Source organism: Streptomyces sp. NPDC051976, from assembly GCF_040680795.1.
Lineage (GTDB): Bacteria > Actinomycetota > Actinomycetes > Streptomycetales > Streptomycetaceae > Actinacidiphila.
Window position 1 is genome coordinate 108,718 of the sequence record NZ_JBFAXL010000023.1, and the last position, 17,764, is coordinate 126,481.

Here is a 17,764-nt window from a genome sequence, read left to right on the forward strand (position 1 = left end):
CTCGCCGTCCGGCGGGGGCAGCGTGCTGTGTACGGGATGACGAAGGGGGAGGGTGACAGCGGATGTCCTGGTGGAGGTTGTTCCGGCCCAGTGGCGCCGAGCAGTTCGACGTGGCGAACGCGCACACCGTGGAACTCACCAAGCGCCACCCGATGGTGTCGCTGACCAAGCAGGGAGCGGCGGTCGGCAATCTGCGCGTCAACCTCTCCTGGTCGATGCGCACCTCGGACACCGGCGGCTGGAGCACCGACCAGCGCGGCTTCCTCCGCCGCCAGCTCGATGTCTTCAAACCCCGGGTGGTGCAGGCCGCCGGACCCGCCATGGTCAATGTCGACCTCGACCTGGCCTGCATGTACGAACTGGCCGACGGCACCAAGGGCGTCGTCCAGCCGCTCGGCAACTTCCTCGGCGACCTGGACGCCCCGCCGTTCATCCAGATGAGCGGCGACGACCGGTTCGGCGGCACCTCCGGCGAGACGCTCTACATCAACTTCGACAAGCGCGACGAGTTCAAGCGGCTGCTGGTGTTCGTCTACATCTACGACGGCACGCCCGCGTTCGACCGTACGCACGCCAAGGTGGAGATCTTCCCGACCTCGGGGCCGCGGATCGAGATCCCGCTCAACGAGCGCGAGCCGCAGGCCCGTTCCTGCGCGGTGGTGCTGATCGAGAACCGCAAGGGCGAGCTGGTGGTGCGCCGCGAGGTGAAGTACGTCTACGGCTTCCAGGCCGAGATCGACCGGCTCTACGGCTGGGGCCTGCAGTGGGGCCGCGGGTACAAGTCGAAGGTTTGACCGCCCGAGTATTGACCGACCGCAATGTTGAACGGCCCAGTAAATTGCGGCAACCCGCTTACTCCGTGAGGGAATTGCGGCACCCTGGGTAGCCACCACATTCGTTGTGCGGCGTGCAGGGGGAGAGCTGTGCCCGATTGGCCCGGGCGGTCCTTACGGGACCGTGCGATACAGAACCATGTCGGCACCCGGCTCACCCGCCCGCGGGGCCCGCTGGCCGAACTGCCCGCCGTTCTGCTGCTGGGGCCGCGCGGCAGCGGCAAGACCTCGCTGCTGCGGCACATCGAGACCTGGGGCGCGGCGGTGCCGCTGGCCTCGCTCGACCTGACGGCCATGGAACAGGGCGACAAGACCCTCTTCGACGCGCTGGCCGATGTCGCCTACCAGCTCCAGGCCCGTAAGGACGGCCTTCCGCCGCTGGTCTTCCGGTCGTTCACCGTGGTGCTGCTGGCCGCGGTCGCCGAGGTCAACACCCGCGACCGGGCGGCGGCGCTGGCCCAGATGCGCCAGTGGCTGGAGTCCACAGCCCAGCAGAACTACTCCTTCGAGTCGCTGCAGGGGCTGCTGGACGCCGTGGCCCGGGTCACCGGCGGGGTGCTGCCCGGCTGGGTCACCCAGTGGATCACCCAGATCGTGCCGGTGCTCCGCGGCGGCCAGCGGATCCGGGCCAAGATGCTGGGCAGCCGTACCGCGGCCCGCGCCGCCCGGGACGTCGGCGGCCCCCGGGCGGGCGCGGACTTCCTGGTCGGCGTCAACCGGCTCTTCCGCGGCCATCCCGTGGAGCAGCGCGAGGCGCAGCGGCTGCTCTTCGAGGCGTTCCTGGCGGACCTGCGCGCCGAGTACCAGCACCGCTCGGGCGACCGGCGGCGTACGGTGCACTGCCTGGTGCTGCTCGACAACGCCGACGGCGAACTCGGCGAGTCCCTGCTGCACCTGCTGCTGGACGCCCGCGGCGGCGACCACGGCCGCCCGGCCCGTACCGATCCGCTGCTGGTGGTGGCGACCTCGCGGCGCCCGCCGGAGGTGCTGATCCGCGAGGAGCGGCATCTGCCGGCCGCGCCGGACTACGCGGCGAGCTGGGCGGCGGGCGCGGAGCACTTCCAGCCCGTCCCGGTGGGGCGGCTGCATGTGGGCTGGCTGCGCGACCTGGACCGCGGCGAGGTCGAGGAGCACGCCGAGGCGGTGCTCGCCGCGCTCCCCGAGGGCGCCCGGCAGCCCGAGGCGGACAACGCCGGGTACTGGCTGGGCTGGATCGTGCACGGGCTGACCCGCGGCCAGCCGTCCGCCACCGGCGCCGTACTCGACGCGCTGGGCCGCTTCCCCGCCGACACCCCCTGGGACGAGCGGCTCAGGCGGTGGCCCGCGCTCAGCGCGCCCTCGCAGCCGGGCGACGGGGGGCGGCGTACGGCGAGCGTCGCCGACGCCACCCTCGACCATCTGCTGGCCGACTGCGACTCCGGGCTGCGCCGGGTGCTGCCGCGGGCCGCCGCCGCGCTCAGCCAGGGGCAGGCCGAGGCCGCCCCGGCGCTGTGGCGCCATGTGGCGCCCGCGCTGCGGCGCCGCTTCGAGGACGACGGGCAGGTGGTGTACCAGCCGGTCGTCCGCTTCCTGCTGCTGCGCAGGCTGGACGCGGCGGGCGCCGCGGACGGGCCCGGCTCCTGGGACGGGGCGCACGCCGCGCTGCGGGAGGCGGCGCTGGCCGACGACCCGCGCACGGCCGCCTACCACGCCCTGGCCAGGGAGGAGCTGGGCCTCGCCGTGGACCATCTGCACGCGCGCTTCCACGCGGTGCCCGCCGCGCAGTGGTGCGACGACCTGTCCGCGGTGCAGCGGGCGCCCGCCCGCTGGCCCGGCGGCCGGCCCGAGCCCGCCCGCGACCGGTACGACCGGCTGGTGGGCAGCCCCACGGGCGACGAGGCACGGCAGGCGATCGTCCGGCTGCTCGCGGCGGGCTGGATCACCGCGCACCCGCACACGGACCCCTGCGCCGACGCGTACGAGGACCCGTTCGGCGATCCCTACGCGGAGCTCTACTACTACATCGCCGAGGAGTTCAGGACGCTGCGGCGGCTGACCCGCGGCGGCGAGCGCGACCGTGACGTCTTCGACCGCAAGGTCAGGCAGTACGAGAGGAAACCTTGGTGAGCACCGGGACGCAGGACCCCTTACCGCCCTTCACCCTGCCCACGCCGCCGCGCCGCAAGTGGCCGCTGCTCGTCGTCGTGGTGGTGCTGCTGGCGGCCGCGGCCTTCGGCGGGGTGGCGATCTACGACCATCTGCAGAGCTGCGGGCACGGGGTGGACAAGACCGGGTCGGCCGACGAGTGCATCGGCGTGAGCGACGGCTCGTTCACGTTCGAGAAGTCGCTGCGGCCGGTGATGGCCAAGATCCTGGCGGAGAACAAGCGGGTCAAGAACGCGAACCGGCCCTGGGTGAGCGTCGCCTACGTCGAGCCGATCACCACCGACCCCAACCAGGAGGCCATCAAGTACGGCATCAAGGAGGAGCTGGAGGGCGCGTACCTGGCCCAGCGGCAGCTCAACGACGCCCAGTTGGGCGGCCGGGGAGACCTGCCGCAGATCCGGCTGCTGGTGGCCAACATCGGGCTGCGCTCGGAGCAGTGGAAGCCGCTGACCGACAAGCTCATCGCGATGACGAAGGACGGCAACCACCTGGTCGCGGTGGCCGGTTTCGGGCAGAGCCGCGGCGGCACGCTGGACGCGGTCAAGGCGCTGCGCGCGGCCAAGGTCCCGATGATGGGCGCCACGGTGACCGCCGACGGCCTGGCCTCCGCCGACGAGGTGGGCTTCTTCAGCACCTCCTCGCCCAACGCCGACCAGGCCAGCGGCGCGGCCGGCTACCTCAGGCAGCAGCAGACCGCGAAGCCCGGCTACAAGGTGCTGGTCGTCCGTGACCGCAACGAGGACGACATCTACAACACCTCGCTCTTCACCGACTTCACCCGGGCCGCGGCGAAGAAGCAGCTCGCCCTGATGAGCGGCGACCTCGGCTACATCTCCGGGATCGACGGCAGCATCAGCAACGACCTGTCGTCGGTGGCCGACCGGGTCTGCGACAAGAAGCCGGACGCGGTCTTCTTCGCCGGGCGCGGGGTGGACCTGCGCGGCTTCATCACCGCGATGTCGGCGGCCGGCCGGCGCTGCCCGGTCACCGTGCTGACCGGGGACGACGCGGTCGGCGTCTACTACGACGCGTCGGTGAGCGACGCGACCCGCCGGCAGTTCCAGGCCGACTGGCGGGTGAGCGGGGTGACGGCGCTCTACACCGCGCTGGGCCACCCCGAGCTGCCCGGGCTGCTCTACAAGCCCGCCAACAACCCGTACACGGGCTTCCGGACGCTGTACCACCAGGAGTTCGGCGGGACCGGGGACGACGACTTCCAGGACGGCCAGGTGATCCTCGCCCACGACGCGCTGTGGACGCTCGGGGTGGCGATCAGGGATGCGGCGGGCGACGGCGGCACGGTCCCGGTCACCAGCGGCAGCACCCTCAACGCCCTGCTGAGCGGGCAGCCGGTGTCGGGGGTCAGCGGCCCGATCGACCTGGGTCCCGCCGGGAACCCGCAGAACAAGCCGATGGCGCTGGTCAAGCTGGAGCCGAACGGGCGGTACACCTTCCAGGCGGTCGTCAGGCCGTAGCCGTGGCCGCGCCCGGCACCGCCGCTACCGCTGGGGCTGGAACTGCGGCCCCTGCGGGGGCAGCGTGAAGGACGGGTCGGCCGGGGCGCTCGCGGCGGCGGCCACCGGCTGCGGATAGCCGTAGGCGGGGTAGCCCTGCTGCGGCTGCTGGTGCACCGGGGGCACGGCGGGCGCCGCGGCGGGCATCACGGGCCCCGCGACGGGCTGCGGGTAGCCGTAGGCGGGCTGGGCGGGCACATGGCCGGAAGCGGGCGCCTGCAGCGGGTAGCCGTAGGCGCTGGTCGGCCCGGGGTCCGCGGCGGCGGCCACGGCCGGGGCCACGGTCGGCGGGGCGGTGGCCGCGGGGACGGCGGTGCGGTCGGAGTCGCCGCCCTCCACGTCGTCGACGGTGATGCCGTACTCGGTGGCCAGTCCGATCAGCCCGGTCGCGTAGCCCTGGCCGAGCGCGCGGAACTTCCATCCGTCGCCCTTGCGGTACAGCTCGCCGCAGATCAGCGCGGTCTCGTGGCCGGTGTCGGGGCGCACCTCGAAGGTCACGATCGGCGCCCGCTGCGGGCCTGTGGTGTCATAGAGGAGTACGCACAGGTCCTGGACGAGCCGGAACGGCCCGCCGTCGCAGGACGCGGCGATCACGATCCGGTGCACGTCGGCGTCCAGTGCCGCCAGGTCCACCTCGACGGTGTCGGTCAGGCCCTCGGCCACCCGCGTCTTCGGAAGATGGCGGGCCAGCCCCGAGGGGTGCCTGGGTTCGTTGTAGAACACGAAGTCGGTGTCCGAGCGGACCCGGCCGTCAGGTCCCAGCAACAGCATCGAGGCGTCCACGTCGGGGGCGCCGGGACCGGAGCTCCAGCGCAGCACCGCCCGGATGCCGGGAGCGTCCAGCTGGATGTTCGAGCCCTTCACCATCACGTGCGTCATGCGGGCCATCCTGCCCTTCCCGCGGGGCGGCCCACAACGCCGGAACCGGGCGCCCGGCGCGTCGCGTGGAAGGTCACGCGGCGGACCTGCCCTGGTTACCTGTTTTTCACGTAGGGAGGGAACCTGTACCGCATGCTCGCACGTACGATAATCGGCCAGATATCCTCGGGCCCACTACCTCGGAATGGGGCGTATGCGACACTTCGGACACCTCGCTTCTGATACCAGGAGTGAACTGTTCTACCGCGAGCCGCAGGAGTTCACTGCCGCCTCGCCCGCACGCATGCTCGCGGTCGCCCTCGGGGCAACGCTGTACAGCCCCGCCACCCGTCCGCAGCTCGCGGACGACATACGCAAACAGGCCGCGCGCGGCGTCGTGTCCATGGTGTTGTGCCTGGAGGACTCCATCGACGACCGGGACGTCAGCGCAGGTGAGGCCAATCTGGTCCACCAGTTCGCCGACCTCGCCGCGCGACCCGGTGCCGCCGCGGGCATCCCGCTGCTGTTCATACGGGTGCGCACCCCCGGCCAGATCACCGACCTCGTCGCCCGGCTCGGCGACACCGTCGCGCTGCTGTCCGGATTCGTACTACCGAAGTTCACCGAGGAGACCGGGGTCCCCTTCCTGGAGGCGCTCTCCCAGGCCGAGGCGGACAGCGGTCACCGGCTGTTCGCCATGCCGGTCCTGGAATCGCCCCAGCTGCTGCACCTGGAGACCCGGGTGGAGTCGCTCAACGGCATCGCCCGCACCGTCGACAAGTACCGCGACCGGGTGCTGGCGCTACGACTGGGCGTCACCGACTTCTGCTCGTCCTACGGGCTGCGCCGCGCCCCCGCGATGACCGCCTACGACGTGCAGATCGTCGCCTCCGTCATCGCCGACGTGGTCAATGTGCTGGGCCGCGCCGACGGCAGCGGCTTCACCGTGACCGGGCCGGTCTGGGAGTACTTCCGCCACCATGAGCGGATGTTCAAGCCGCAGCTGCGCCGCAGCCCCTTCACGCCCGAGGCCGAGGACCTGCGCACCACGCTGATCGAGCGCGACATGGACGGCCTGCTCCGCGAGATCGAGCTGGACCGGGCCAACGGCCTGCAGGGCAAGACCTGCATCCACCCCAGCCATGTGCCGGTGGTGCACGCGCTCAGCGTGGTCACCCACGAGGAGTTCTGCGACGCCGTGGACATCCTCGACGAGGACCGCAGCGGCGGCGGTGTCCTGCGGTCCGCCTACACCAACAAGATGAACGAGGTGAAGCCGCACCGCGCCTGGGCGGAGCGCACCGTGCGCCGCGCCGAGGTCTTCGGCGTCGCCCGCGAGGACATCGGCTTCGTGGAACTGCTCGCGGCGGGCCTGCCGCAGTCCTGACCGCCCTCCCCGCCCGGGGAGCGGTCGCACCGAACGGAAGAGAAACCTCTGCATGGCAACGCACACGCCCTGGCCGGGCCAGTGGGTCGCGGACCGGCTGGGCATCGGCCTGGACGGGGACGGCCTGCACGACGTGCTCGGGCTCGCGCTGCGGCGCAACCCCAAGCGCGCCCACCTGCTGGTCTCCAACCTGCTCGGCAAGCACGTGCCGCAGAGCCCGCACGAGGTGTACGGGCAGGCGTACGCGCTGGGCGTACGCGCTCGTGAGCTGCTCGGCCCCGACGCGGCCGGGGCGGCGGTGGTACTCGGTTACGCCGAGACCGCCACCGGCCTCGGCCACGCGGTGGCCGACGGCATCGGCGGGGTGCCGTATCTGCACTCCACCCGGCGCGAGGTGCCGGGCGTCACCGCCGACGGCGGGTTCCAGGAGGAGCACAGCCACGCCACCGGGCACCTGCTGCTGCCCGAGGACCCGGCGCTGCTGTCCGGCAGCGGTCCGCTCGTGCTGGTCGACGACGAGTTCTCCACCGGCCAGACCGTGCTGAACACCATCCGCGACCTGCACGGCCGCCACCCGCGGGAGCGCTATGTGGTGGTCGCCCTCACCGACATGCGGTCGGCCGCCGACCGGCGGCGGCTCGACGACTTCGCCGCGTCGCTGGGCGCGGCCGTCGACGTCATCGCCCTGGCCGCCGGCACCGTCACCCTCCCCGAGGGGGTGCTCGACCTCGGCCAGGCCCTGGTGGCGCGGCACGAGAGCGCGCCGCCCGCCCCCGCGGACCACTACGACCTCACCCATGTCGACCTCGGCTGGCCCGCCGGGGTGCCCGACGGCGGCCGCCACGGCTTCACCGCCGCCCACCGGCAGACCCTGGAGGACGCCCTCCCGGCCATGGGCGAGGCCCTGTGCGCCGCGCTCCCCGAGGACGCCCACCGGGTGCTGGTCCTCGGCAACGAGGAGCTGATGTACGCCCCGCTGCGGCTCGCCGGGGCGCTGCAGGACGCGCTGTCGGCCGCCGGGCGGCCCCTGGTGGACGTGCGGTTCTCCACCACGACCCGCTCCCCGGTGCTCGCCGTCGACGACCCCGGGTACGCGATCCGCAGCCGTATCGTCTTCCCCGCCCACGACGAGCCGTCGGACGGCGGAGCGCCCGAGCGGTACGCGTACAACGTCGCCGGGGCGGGCTTCGACGCCGTCGTGTGCGTCGTGGACTCCGCCGGGGAGACCCCCGAGCTGTACGCGCCCGACGGGCTGCTGGCACACCTCGCCGCGCACACCGGCCGGCTGCTGCTGGCCGTCGTCCCCACCTACCGGCCGCAGCCCCGGCTCAGGGCCGCGCTGCGGTCCCGGCTGGCCTCCCGCGCCACCGCACGAACGAACGGACAGACCCGCGCCATGAGCGACACCGCCCGCCCGCTGCCCGAACCGCTGCGCGGTCCCGCCTTCTCGTCCTACCCGGCCGACGAGGTGGGCTGGTTGCTCAAGGACCTCTCCGACGTCGAGCTGGAGGCGCCCACCGAGGAGCGCGAGGAGGCGATCCAGAGCGGCGGCGCGCACTACGCGGAGTCGCTGCCGGTGGAGTACCAGCCCAGCGCGGAGTACCAGGAGCTGTTCCGGTCCGCGCTCAGTGCCTCCGCCGCCCGGATCGCCCGGGCCGTCGGCGCCGTCACCGAACTCGTGCTGGCCGAGCGCGGACCGGACGCCGTACTGGTGTCGCTGGCCCGCGCGGGCACCCCCGTCGGCGTGCTGATGCGCCGCTGGGCCCGGCACGCGCACGGCCTCGACCTGCCGCACTACGCCGTGTCGATCGTCCGCGGCCGCGGCATCGACGGCAACGCGCTGCGCTGGCTCGCCGCCCACCACGCCCCGGCCGACGCCGTGTTCGTCGACGGCTGGACCGGCAAGGGCGCCATCACCCGCGAACTGGCCGACGCCGTCGCGCGGTTCGAGGGCCCCGGCGTCTTCGACCCGGACATCGCGGTGCTGGCCGACCCCGGCGGCTGCGTGTCCACCTACGGCACCCGCGACGACTTCCTGATCCCGTCCGCGTGCCTCAACTCGACCGTCTCCGGGCTGGTCTCGCGCACCGTGCTGCGCGCCGACCTCACAGGGCCGGACGACTTCCACGGCGCCAAGTTCTACCGCGAACTCGCCGGCGCCGACGTCTCCATGCTCTTCCTCGACACCGTCACCGCGGCCTTCGACGGCGTCGGCGACGCCGTCGCGGAGGACGTCAAGTCGCTGCGCTCCGCGGACCGTTCGCCCACCTGGGAAGGGTGGGCCGCCGTCGAGCGGATCAGCGAGGAGTACGGCATCCACGACGTGAACCTGGTCAAGCCCGGGGTGGGCGAGACGACCCGGGTGCTGCTGCGCCGGGTACCGTGGAAGATCCTCGCGCAGCGCGGCGCGGGCGCCGACCTGGACCACGTACGGCTGCTCGCGGCCCAGCGCGGTGTACCGGTGGAGGAGACCGACGGGCTGCCGTACTCCTGCGTCGGTCTCATCCACCCGCGCTACACCCGCGGGGCGACGGGCACCGACGGCAAGGCGGTGGAGGTCAAGTGACCAGCCAGCAGACGAGTCAGACGACACGTCAGACGACGAGCCAGACCGGTCGTACGGCCAGCCGTACGACCGCTCACCCGATCAGCCAGGGGATCAGCCAGATGACCAGCAGGACGCCGCGCACCCTGGTCGCCAGCGACCTCGACCGCACGCTGATCTACTCGACGGCCGCGCTCGCGCTGAGCATGCCCGACGAGCACGCGCCCCGGCTGCTGTGCGTCGAGGTGCACGAGGCCAAGCCGCTGTCGTACCTGACGGAGACCGCCGCCGAGCTGCTGGTCGAACTCGCCGACGCCACGCAGTTCGTGCCCGCCACCACCCGCACCCGCAAGCAGTACCGCAGGATCAGCCTGCCGGGGCCGCAGCCGCGTTTCGCGATCTGCGCCAACGGCGGCCACCTGCTGGTCGACGGCCGCACCGACCACGACTGGAACGCCGAGATGCGGCGCAGGCTCGCCGACGGCTCCGTGCCGCTCGAAGAGATCCGCGCGCACCTGGCGGCCACCGCCGACCCGCTGTGGCTGCGCAAGGAGCGGATCGCCGAGGACCTCTTCGCCTACCTGGTGGTGGACCGCGAGCGGCTGCCGGTCGGCTGGGTGAAGGAGCTGGCCGCCTGGGCGGAACCGCGCGGCTGGACCGTCTCGCTGCAGGGCCGCAAGATCTACGCCGTCCCCAAGCCGCTCAGCAAGAGCGCCGCGCTCGCCGAGGTGGTCCGCCGCAGCGGCGCCGACCAGGTCTTCGCCGCCGGTGACTCGCTGCTCGACGCGGACCTGCTGATGGCCGCGGACGCCGGCTGGCGCCCCGGCCACGGCGAACTGGCCGACTCCGGCTGGACCGCCCCCCACGTCACCGGCCTGGCCACCGCGGGCGTCGCGGCGGGCGAGGAGATACTGCGGCGCATGCTGGTCCGCGCGGCGGCCGATGGCCTGGCGGCCTAGCCGCGCCCTAGTCACCCGGGACGACGACCCGGGTGCAGTGCTGCTTGCCGCGTTCCACGCGGCGGGCGTTGGGGCGCTCGCTGGCGGCGATGAAGGCGCGGGCCTCGGGTGTGGTGCGGCCGCCGCGGACGTGGCGGTGCAGGAGCCGGCGTTCGCGGAGCTGGCGCGGGGTGTCGACGTACCAGAGCTCGTCCAGCAGGTCGCGGACCTCGTCCCAGCCGGGGCCGTCGTCGGCCAGGTAGTTGCCCTCGGTCACCACCAGCGGGGTGCCGGGCGGCACGACCAGGCCGGCGGCCACCGGTTCGTCGAGGCGCCGGTCGAAGTCGGGGGCGTAGACCGGCCGCCGCGGGTCCGCCCGCAGCCGCCGCAGCAGCGCGACATAGCCGTCCACGTCGAAGGTCTCGGGCGCGCCCTTGCGGTCGCGCAGGCCCAGCCGGTCCAACTGCGCGTTGGACAGGTGGAAGCCGTCCATCGGCACATACGCGGCGGTGCCCGGGCCCAGCCGCGCGTTGACCCCGGCCACCAGCCGCAGGGCCAGCGTCGACTTCCCCGCGGCCGGCGCGCCCGCCAGTCCCAGCAGCGCCCTGCGGCCTGGAATGCTGGGCACCAAGGTCATCGCGTCATCCACGAGCATCTCGTCACCTTAGAGGCCCGCCGAGGGCCCCACCAGGGAGAAGACCCTTGTACGAAACGAAGAACCCGCAGCTCACGCCGGAGTTGTACGCATACGTCCTCGACCACAACCCGCCCCTGGACGCCGTGCAGCGGGAGCTGGTCGTCACTACCCACCAGCGGCTCGCCGAGTCCGCCGGGATGCAGACCGCGGAGGAGCAGGGGCCGCTGCTGGCCTTCCTGGTCCGGCTGACCGGCGCCCGCCAGATCGTCGAGGTCGGCACCTTCACCGGCTTCTCGACGCTGTCGATGGCCCAGGCGCTGCCCGCGGACGGCCGCCTCATCGCCTGCGACATCTCCGAGGAGTGGACCGCGATCGGCCGTGAGGCATGGGCGAAGGCCGGGGTCGCCGACCGGATCGACCTGCGGATCGCGCCCGCCCTGGAGACCCTGCGCGCACTGCCCGGCGGCCAGTGGATCGACCTGGTCTTCCTGGACGCCGACAAGGAGAACTACATCGCCTACTGGGAGGAGCTGGTGCCCCGGCTCAGCCCCGGCGGCCTGGTCGTCGTCGACAACACCCTCTTCCACGGCGAGGTCACCGACGCGGGCGCCACCGGCGCCACCGCGGGCGTGCGGGCGTTCAACGACCATGTGCGCGCCGACGACCGGGTCGACGACGTGCTGCTCACCATCGCCGACGGCCTCACCCTGGCCCGCAGGAAGTAGCCGCCCCACCCCGCGGCTGACGGACCCTCAGCACTCCTCAGTGCTGAGGCAGTCCGTGCGGCGGCGGCCGACGGGCGGGTGTCGGGCGGCGGGCGGCGGCCGCCGCCTCCCGCTCGCGCGCCGCCTCCTCGGGATGGCGGCTGATCCAGTACGGGTTGTCGTGCGGCAGATGGCTGTGGACTCTGCCGTACATGCCGAAGAACATCAGCATGACGCCCACCGCGAAGCTGAACAGCACGTTCGACATCTTGAACGCCAGCAGGTTGCTGCCGGTGTCCAGCAGGGCGAGGTTCACGAAGCCGCTGAGCAGGAAGGCGACGCCGACGCAGATGTTGAGCGTGGAGGCGAAGTTGCCCCCGATCACCATGCCGACGAAGAGCAGCACCCCGACCACGATCGAGATCGTGCTCAGCGCGCCGTTGGAGTTCAGCCCGGCGAGGTGTTTGCCGGCGTGGGACAGGAACGACACTCCGTTGAGCAGCCCGAGGATTCCGAAGACGACAAGGACCAGGCCCATCGCACCGGCTCCGTAGCGGTAGACCTGGCTCAGCTTGTGATCCACGGGAAGGTGTTCGTCGAGACGCATTCCGGCCTCCTTCGGGGGGAAGCGGGGTTCGAGGCCACCGTCGTCTCCAGGATAGGTCGGGCACCGGGAACCGGCCTTCGGTGCGGCCGCCCGGCAGCCCGCTACCCTGGGGCCATGCCTCGTTACGAATACCGCTGCAAAGCCTGCGGAACCACCTTCGAGCTGAGCCGCCCGATGGCCGAGTCCGGCGCGCCCGCGGCCTGCCCCGACGGCCACGACGACACCGTCAAGCTGCTGTCGACGGTCGCGGTGGGCGGTTCGGCCTCCGCCGCCTCGGCCCCGGCGCCCGCGGGCGGCGGCGGTGGGTGCTGCGGCGGCGGCTGCTGCGGCTGACGCGTCCGAGCTGAGGCGTCCGAGCTGACGCGTCCGAGGTGACCCGTCCGCGGCCCGGTCTCAGCGGCCCGCGGCGCGGTCCTCGCGGATGTTGGCCACCACGCGGTTCGCGGTCTCCCGTACGGCGGCGGTCTCGGTGAGGAACGCCCAGTAGTCGGGGTGGCGGCCCTCCAGGGCGGCCAGCGCCCGGTCCAGCCGGGCCACGGCGTCGTCCAGCGGCTTGGCGTGCCGGGGCTCAGGCGTGGCGCGGCCCTGCATGGCCAGCCGCTGCGCGTCCCTGATCACGAAGCGGGTCTTCTCGACCTCGGCCTTCGGGTCCTTGCTGACCTCGTTCAGCCGTCGCAGCCGGTCACCGGCCGCCGACACCGCGCCGTCCACGTCGTCCATCAGCGCCCTGACCGTGGCCAGCTTCGCGGTGGCGTCCGCCCAGCGCTGCTCGTCGCGCGCCCCGCGGGCCTCCGCCAGCGCCGTCTCCGCCTGCCGTACCGCGCCCGCGGCCTGCGCGGGCACCTGCTGCAGGTCCTCCCAGCAGGCCAGCGAGTACCGCCGCCGCAGCTCGCTGAGCACCGGGTCCACGCCTTCCGCCCGGTTCCCCAGCGCCTGTACGCGGGTCCGCAGCGACACCAGGCGCTTGTCGATCTCGCGGGCCTGCTCGGGCAGCCGCTCCGCCTCGGCCCGCACCGCGTCGGCCTTGCGGCGTACCTCGTCGGCGCGCTGCACGGTCTGCTGAACGCCGTGCCTGCTCGCGCCCTCGTTCAGCTTCGTCAGCTCGGGCCCCAGGGCCGCCAGCCGGGCCGCCAGCGCGTCGGCCTTCAGCCCGGCCGCCCTGACCCCGTCCAGGGCGTTGCTGGCCGCCAGCAGGGACTGCTTGGCCCGCTCCACCGCGGGCGCCAGCCGGGCGAGCTGCGTCTCCGCCTTGCCCAGCAGCGGCCCCAGGCTGGTGGAGAACCGCTCCAGCTCCGCCTTGGCCTTGTCCAGCTCGTCCTTGGCCTTGGTCAGCTCGGTACGCGCATGTGCGATCGTGGCGGTGTCCAGCTCGTCGCGGTCCAGGTCATGGGCGTCCACGACCGCGATGTAGGCCGCGCTCACCTGGTCGATGCGCTCGCCCAGCGCCCGGAAACCGGCCAGCGCCCGGCGCGCTTCGGGGGAGTCGTCCACCGCGGAGATGGTCTCTATCGAGATCTCCAGCTCGCGCTGCGCGGTGTCCAGCTCGTAGAAGGCCTGCCCGGCCGCGTCCTTGGCCGCCTGCGCCTCCGCACGGTGGTTGTCGCCGCGTCGCCACCACGAACGTGCCGTCGTCACAGTGACTGTCTCCCGTAGATCCGCCCGCCCACCACCGTCGGCTCCATCCTCCCACCCGGCCGCGCCGAACACACGGCCCGGTCCCACGGCAACGCGGTTGCTGATCACGCCCTCGGGCAGGGTAATCTGTGACGTCGCGAACCCGGGGGCGTGTAGCTCAGTGGTAGAGCGCCGCCCTTACAAGGCGGATGTCGGCGGTTCGAAACCGTCCACGCCCACCCCGTACGGTCACGGGCCCACCCTCTCGCAGGGTGGGCCCGCCGTCGTTTCCGGCGCCCCGCGCCTCCCCGCGCCGTCCCGCGCCTCCGTGCGCCTTCTCGCGCCGCCGGTCGAGTGTTTGGGCGCCGCGTGACTCCTTAGGGGGAACGCCCGGCGGAAGGGGGTTCCGGGGCTACGCCGCTGCTGACGATAAGCAGGTGAGCATTTCGTGGGGGAGGCGCGTCCCGTCGTGGGCGGCGCTGGTCATGGTGATGGTGGCGGCGGGATCGTGGGGCCTCGGGGGCGCGGCGGCGGCCGAACCCCGGGCGCGGTGTCCCGACGCGGTGGCATGGAGCCCGGCGGGAGCCTGCCCGGGCGCCGATGTCCTGGAGGAGGTGGCGCGAGGCTGGCGGGAGCACCAGTCCTCCGGCGATCAGGAGGTGGCACGGGACCGGCCGGAGCACGGGCACTCCGGCGAGCAGGGCGGTCAGGGCGATCGCGGCGGTCAGGACGCGGCGCGCGCGCCGGACCACTTGCGGCCCGGGGATCCGGCGCGCTGGCGGCGGGAGTGGTGCGGGCCGCGGCACGAAGGGTTCCCGTGGACCTGGTTCTGCCATCGCCACCACAAGCCGAAACCGTGTCCCACCCCGACCCCGACACCGACCCCGCCGCCGAAGGCGCCGCCCAGCCCGACGCCCAAACCCAGGCCGACGCCGAGACCCGTACCGAAGCCGCGCCCCACGGTGCGGCCAACACCGCGGCCCGCACCGCCGCGGCCGGTCGTGGCCGCTCGCCCGGCACCGGCGCCGGTCGCACCGCCGAAGCCGCATCCGGCACCGAAGCCCGTGCCCAAGCCGAGGCCCGCGCCTCCGGCGGCCGTGCACTGGCCCGCGGCGGCGCCGCCGCCCGTGGCGCCGCCCCGGACGCACCGGCGTTCGGTGATGATCACGATGCTGCTCACGACCGTGCCCGCCCTCCTGGCCGCCGCGGTGCTGCGGCCCGGCTCGGGCTCGTACCGCAGGAACAACTGATGTGGGAGCGAGGGGGATTTCACCATGTCGCAATGGGTGGCACTGCTGATCGCGATGGCGGCGGCGTGCGTGGTGGTCATCAGCGTGGTGGTGCTCAGGCAGCGCAGGGTGCCGGACGACGACGACCCGACGGAGACGCCGGACGTCATCGAGTACATGACGATGATGATCGGCGTGATCTACGCGATCGTGATCGGGCTGGCGATCGCGGGCGTCTGGGAGGGCCGGGGCGCCGCGCAGGACGACGTGCTGCGGGAGGCCCAGGCGCTGCACGAGGTGAGCGCCCGGGTGCAGGTGTACCCGCCGGACGTCCGTGACCGGATCCGCGCGGACGTGGACGCCTGCGCGGCGTTCGTGGCCGACAAGGAGTGGCCGTACATGAAGAACCACGGTGAACTGTCGCCGCAGGGCACCGCGTTGCTCGACACCCTGCGGACCGACGTGACGCAGTTCTCGCCCAAGTCCGATCTGGCGGCGCAGGCGTACCAGCCGGTGGTCGACCAGGTCTCGGCGGTCGACCAGGCGCGGACCTCGCGCGGGCAGAGCGCCGGGGCGACGATGCCGGGGATGGTGTGGTTCGGCCTGATCACCGGCGCGCTGGTCACGGTCGGGCTGATCTTCACCCTGCAGATCCGCAGGTCCGGCAAGGAACTGCTGCTCGCGGGCCTGTTCAGCGCGCTGATCGCCTTCCTGCTCTTCCTGATCTGGGACCTGGACTCGCCCTTCGGCGGCGGCCTGGCGGTGTCCGCCGACGCGATCAGGGACATCGTGCTGGGCGGCCACTGACACCGGCGGTCCCGAAGGCGAAGGCGACACGAAGCGGCTCCCCTGCCAGGCCGGGCAGGGGAGCCGCTTCGTGTGGGGCGGAGGGCGTCAGCGCCAGTTGGAGACGTTCACGTTCTCCAGCACGCCCAGTGCGTCGGGGACCAGGACGGCGGCCGAGAAGTAGGTACTGACCAGGTAACTGATGATGGCCTTCTCGTCGATGCCCATGAAGCGGACGTTGAGGCCCGGTTCGTACTCGTCGGGCAGGCCGGTCTGGTTGAGGCCGATGACGCCCTGGTTGTCCTCGCCCGTACGGCAGGCGATGATCGCGCTGGTGCGGGCCTCGGTGATCGGGATCTTGTTGCAGCTCAGAATCGGCACCCCGCGCCAGGCCGGGACGGTGTGGCCCTGCACCTCGACCGAGGAGGGGTAGATGCCCGCCCGGGTCCACTCGCGGCCGATCGCGGCGATCGTGCGCGGGTGCGCCAGCAGGAACTTGGTGTTGCGGCGGCGGCTGATCAGCTCGTCGAGGTCGTCGGGGAGCGGCGGCCCGGCGTGCGGCTGGATGCGCTGGTCGTAGTCGGCGTTGTGCAGCAGCCCGAACTCCGGGTTGTTGATCAGCTCGTGCTCCTGGCGTTCGCGCAACGCCTCGACGGTGAGCTTGAGTTGCTGCTCGGTCTGGTTCATCGGTTCGTTGTAGAGATCGGCGACGCGGCTGTGGACGCGCAGCACGGTCTGGGCGACGCTCAGTTCGTATTCACGCGGCTTGACTTCGTAGTCGACATAGGTGCCCGGCAGGGCGGACTCGCCCTTGTGGCCGGAGGCCAGCTCGATCGCGGCCTCGCCGCGCTTGTTCATCCGCTGCTGGGGGATCGCGCGGTGCGCCTCCAGATGCGCCCGCAGCCCGTCGGCCTGGCCGAGCAGCGGTTCGAGGGACTGCCGGGTCAGGGCGAGCAATGTGGTGACGGTGGCGGCGCGGGCGGTGAAGTCCCAGGTCCCGCCGCCGTCGAGCAGCGCCTGCTCGCCGAAGTGCGCGCCGTCGGCCAGCACGCCGAGCCGGGTCTGCTCGCCGTACGAGCCCTCGCCGAGCTTCTCGACCTTGCCGTGTGCCAGCAGATAGACGGTGTCGGCGGGTTGGCCCGCGGTGGCGATGACATCACCGGGCTCGAACTGCTGTTGGACGAAACGGTCCGCCAGTGCGGTGAGCGCGTCGTGGTCGTCGAACGCGCGCAACGCGGCCAGCTCGCCGAGCTCCTGCGGGATGACCCGCACCTCGGAACCGGTCTTCACGAACGTCACCCGCCCGTCGCCGACCGAGTACGACAACCGCCGGTTCACCCGGTACGTACCGGCGTTGACCTGCACCCACGGCAGTACACGCAGCAGCCAGCGGGACGAGATCCCCTGCATCTGCGGCGTGGACTTGGTGGTGGTGGCCAGATTCCGCGCGGCCGCCGTATCGAGGCTCGTACGCGCCTGGCCGTTCTGCGGATTGCCAAGTGCGGTGTCCTGGCCCGCATCAACCGACATGGGCTGTCCTTCCCGTAAGAGGGTGATACGGCCCCAATTCTTTCGGTCACGCGGAGTGCGGGCTATTGCCGGAACGAGTGAGAATACTTTCCGAATAGTGGGAAATCCGCTGCGGCCAGGCCCTTTGCGGCCCGTCGTACACGGGCGAACTGGTGTGCGTCAGAAGGCGGTTCGCGGGCAACCGGTGGGTGAGAGCGGCATCGCACGGATGCCGCGCCGTCCCCCTCCGGAGGTTCTCGTGCTCGCCGCAGCCGCAGCTGTCGTCTTCGCCATCGCGTACATCATCAACGCCACGAGCACCAGCACCGACGCGGGGTTCACCCCGCTGAGCCTGCTGCTCGCCGGACTGACCCTGGTCGCCCTGCACTTGTGCGGGGTCGGTTCGGGCTGGGCGGTCCCCAGCAGACGCCGCCGGCGGCGGTGAGCCGGGCCGCGCG

General features: G+C 72.6%; 16 protein-coding genes and 1 tRNA gene. 11 read left to right on the forward strand and 6 right to left on the reverse strand.

Translation table 11 applies throughout. The features are described 5' to 3' along the window. Window positions 1-62: 62 nt before the first annotated feature. The 3 genes from AB0M29_RS22905 (at window position 63) to AB0M29_RS22915 (ending at window position 4,453) form a co-directional block, all read left to right on the forward strand. A complete protein-coding gene (locus AB0M29_RS22905; protein WP_365385304.1) occupies window positions 63-794 on the forward strand; it encodes a Tellurium resistance in 732 nt (243 codons plus the stop codon). 129 nt (window positions 795-923) lie between these two features. Next, entirely contained in the window at window positions 924-2,939 is a 2,016-nt protein-coding gene (locus AB0M29_RS22910; RefSeq protein WP_365385307.1) for a hypothetical protein, read from the forward strand. Next, window positions 2,936-4,453 (forward strand): ABC transporter substrate-binding protein, encoded by a 1,518-nt coding sequence (locus AB0M29_RS22915; protein WP_365385310.1) that lies wholly within the window; start codon window positions 2,936-2,938, stop codon window positions 4,451-4,453. The genes AB0M29_RS22910 and AB0M29_RS22915 overlap by 4 nt, the downstream gene beginning before the upstream one ends. Before the next feature lie 24 nt (window positions 4,454-4,477). On the opposite strand, the gene AB0M29_RS22920 is transcribed toward AB0M29_RS22915, so the two are convergent. Next, window positions 4,478-5,371, reverse strand: coding sequence for a TerD family protein (locus AB0M29_RS22920; protein WP_365385312.1), 894 nt, complete (start codon window positions 5,369-5,371; stop codon window positions 4,478-4,480). Between the two features lie 193 nt (window positions 5,372-5,564). On the opposite strand from AB0M29_RS22920, the gene AB0M29_RS22925 reads away from it, so the two are divergent. The 3 genes from AB0M29_RS22925 (at window position 5,565) to AB0M29_RS22935 (ending at window position 10,241) form a co-directional block, all read left to right on the forward strand. Further along, window positions 5,565-6,737: an HpcH/HpaI aldolase/citrate lyase family protein gene (locus AB0M29_RS22925; protein WP_365385315.1), complete on the forward strand. Its 1,173-nt coding sequence runs from the start codon at window positions 5,565-5,567 to the stop codon at window positions 6,735-6,737. Between the two features lie 52 nt (window positions 6,738-6,789). Beyond that, a complete protein-coding gene (locus AB0M29_RS22930; RefSeq protein ID WP_365385317.1) occupies window positions 6,790-9,303 on the forward strand; it encodes a phosphoribosyltransferase in 2,514 nt (837 codons plus the stop codon). 101 nt (window positions 9,304-9,404) lie between these two features. Beyond that, a complete protein-coding gene (locus tag AB0M29_RS22935; RefSeq protein ID WP_365385319.1) occupies window positions 9,405-10,241 on the forward strand; it encodes an HAD family hydrolase in 837 nt (278 codons plus the stop codon). A 7-nt stretch (window positions 10,242-10,248) separates the two neighbouring features. Here AB0M29_RS22935 and AB0M29_RS22940 read toward each other — a convergent pair whose 3' ends face one another. After that, on the reverse strand, window positions 10,249-10,875 hold the full coding sequence (locus AB0M29_RS22940; protein WP_365385321.1) for a nucleoside/nucleotide kinase family protein: 627 nt from the start codon (window positions 10,873-10,875) through the stop codon (window positions 10,249-10,251). Window positions 10,876-10,922: 47 nt separating this feature from the next. Between AB0M29_RS22940 and AB0M29_RS22945 the strand changes: the two genes are divergently transcribed. Then, window positions 10,923-11,582, forward strand: coding sequence for an O-methyltransferase (locus tag AB0M29_RS22945; protein ID WP_365385324.1), 660 nt, complete (start codon window positions 10,923-10,925; stop codon window positions 11,580-11,582). A 37-nt stretch (window positions 11,583-11,619) separates the two neighbouring features. On the opposite strand, the gene AB0M29_RS22950 is transcribed toward AB0M29_RS22945, so the two are convergent. After that, a complete protein-coding gene (locus AB0M29_RS22950) occupies window positions 11,620-12,168 on the reverse strand; it encodes a DUF4383 domain-containing protein (protein WP_365385327.1) in 549 nt (182 codons plus the stop codon). A gap of 114 nt (window positions 12,169-12,282) precedes the next feature. Between AB0M29_RS22950 and AB0M29_RS22955 the strand changes: the two genes are divergently transcribed. Continuing rightward, window positions 12,283-12,501, forward strand: coding sequence for a zinc ribbon domain-containing protein (locus AB0M29_RS22955; RefSeq protein WP_365385330.1), 219 nt, complete (start codon window positions 12,283-12,285; stop codon window positions 12,499-12,501). A gap of 60 nt (window positions 12,502-12,561) precedes the next feature. Here AB0M29_RS22955 and AB0M29_RS22960 read toward each other — a convergent pair whose 3' ends face one another. Beyond that, window positions 12,562-13,803 (reverse strand): hypothetical protein, encoded by a 1,242-nt coding sequence (locus AB0M29_RS22960; protein ID WP_365385333.1) that lies wholly within the window; start codon window positions 13,801-13,803, stop codon window positions 12,562-12,564. Between the two features lie 146 nt (window positions 13,804-13,949). Here AB0M29_RS22960 and AB0M29_RS22965 point away from each other — a divergent pair. Further along, window positions 13,950-14,021 (forward strand) — tRNA-Val (locus tag AB0M29_RS22965). A 485-nt stretch (window positions 14,022-14,506) separates the two neighbouring features. On the opposite strand, the gene AB0M29_RS22970 is transcribed toward AB0M29_RS22965, so the two are convergent. Continuing rightward, a complete protein-coding gene (locus AB0M29_RS22970; RefSeq protein ID WP_365385335.1) occupies window positions 14,507-14,962 on the reverse strand; it encodes a hypothetical protein in 456 nt (151 codons plus the stop codon). A 94-nt stretch (window positions 14,963-15,056) separates the two neighbouring features. Here AB0M29_RS22970 and AB0M29_RS22975 point away from each other — a divergent pair, with 94 nt between their 5' ends. Further along, window positions 15,057-15,818: a hypothetical protein gene (locus tag AB0M29_RS22975; RefSeq protein ID WP_365385338.1), complete on the forward strand. Its 762-nt coding sequence runs from the start codon at window positions 15,057-15,059 to the stop codon at window positions 15,816-15,818. Between the two features lie 87 nt (window positions 15,819-15,905). Here the strand turns inward: AB0M29_RS22975 and AB0M29_RS22980 are convergent, their stop codons facing one another. Further along, the gene (locus AB0M29_RS22980; protein WP_365385341.1) at window positions 15,906-17,327 is read right to left on the reverse strand and encodes a family 2B encapsulin nanocompartment shell protein; all 1,422 of its coding nucleotides are present in this window, start codon (window positions 17,325-17,327) and stop codon (window positions 15,906-15,908) included. 238 nt (window positions 17,328-17,565) lie between these two features. On the opposite strand from AB0M29_RS22980, the gene AB0M29_RS22985 reads away from it, so the two are divergent. Continuing rightward, window positions 17,566-17,751: a hypothetical protein gene (locus AB0M29_RS22985; protein WP_365385344.1), complete on the forward strand. Its 186-nt coding sequence runs from the start codon at window positions 17,566-17,568 to the stop codon at window positions 17,749-17,751. Window positions 17,752-17,764: the final 13 nt, after the last annotated feature.

Coding starts and splice junctions, on each gene's coding strand:
- AB0M29_RS22905 (WP_365385304.1), top strand. CDS start 63: ATGTCCTGGTGGAGGTTGTTCCGGCCCAGTGGCGCCGAGCAGTTCGAC.
- AB0M29_RS22920 (WP_365385312.1), bottom strand. CDS start 5,371: ATGACGCACGTGATGGTGAAGGGCTCGAACATCCAGCTGGACGCTCCC.
- AB0M29_RS22925 (WP_365385315.1), top strand. CDS start 5,565: ATGCGACACTTCGGACACCTCGCTTCTGATACCAGGAGTGAACTGTTC.
- AB0M29_RS22930 (WP_365385317.1), top strand. CDS start 6,790: ATGGCAACGCACACGCCCTGGCCGGGCCAGTGGGTCGCGGACCGGCTG.
- AB0M29_RS22935 (WP_365385319.1), top strand. CDS start 9,405: ATGACCAGCAGGACGCCGCGCACCCTGGTCGCCAGCGACCTCGACCGC.
- AB0M29_RS22940 (WP_365385321.1), bottom strand. CDS start 10,875: ATGCTCGTGGATGACGCGATGACCTTGGTGCCCAGCATTCCAGGCCGC.
- AB0M29_RS22950 (WP_365385327.1), bottom strand. CDS start 12,168: ATGCGTCTCGACGAACACCTTCCCGTGGATCACAAGCTGAGCCAGGTC.
- AB0M29_RS22955 (WP_365385330.1), top strand. CDS start 12,283: ATGCCTCGTTACGAATACCGCTGCAAAGCCTGCGGAACCACCTTCGAG.
- AB0M29_RS22975 (WP_365385338.1), top strand. CDS start 15,057: ATGTCGCAATGGGTGGCACTGCTGATCGCGATGGCGGCGGCGTGCGTG.
- AB0M29_RS22980 (WP_365385341.1), bottom strand. CDS start 17,327: ATGTCGGTTGATGCGGGCCAGGACACCGCACTTGGCAATCCGCAGAAC.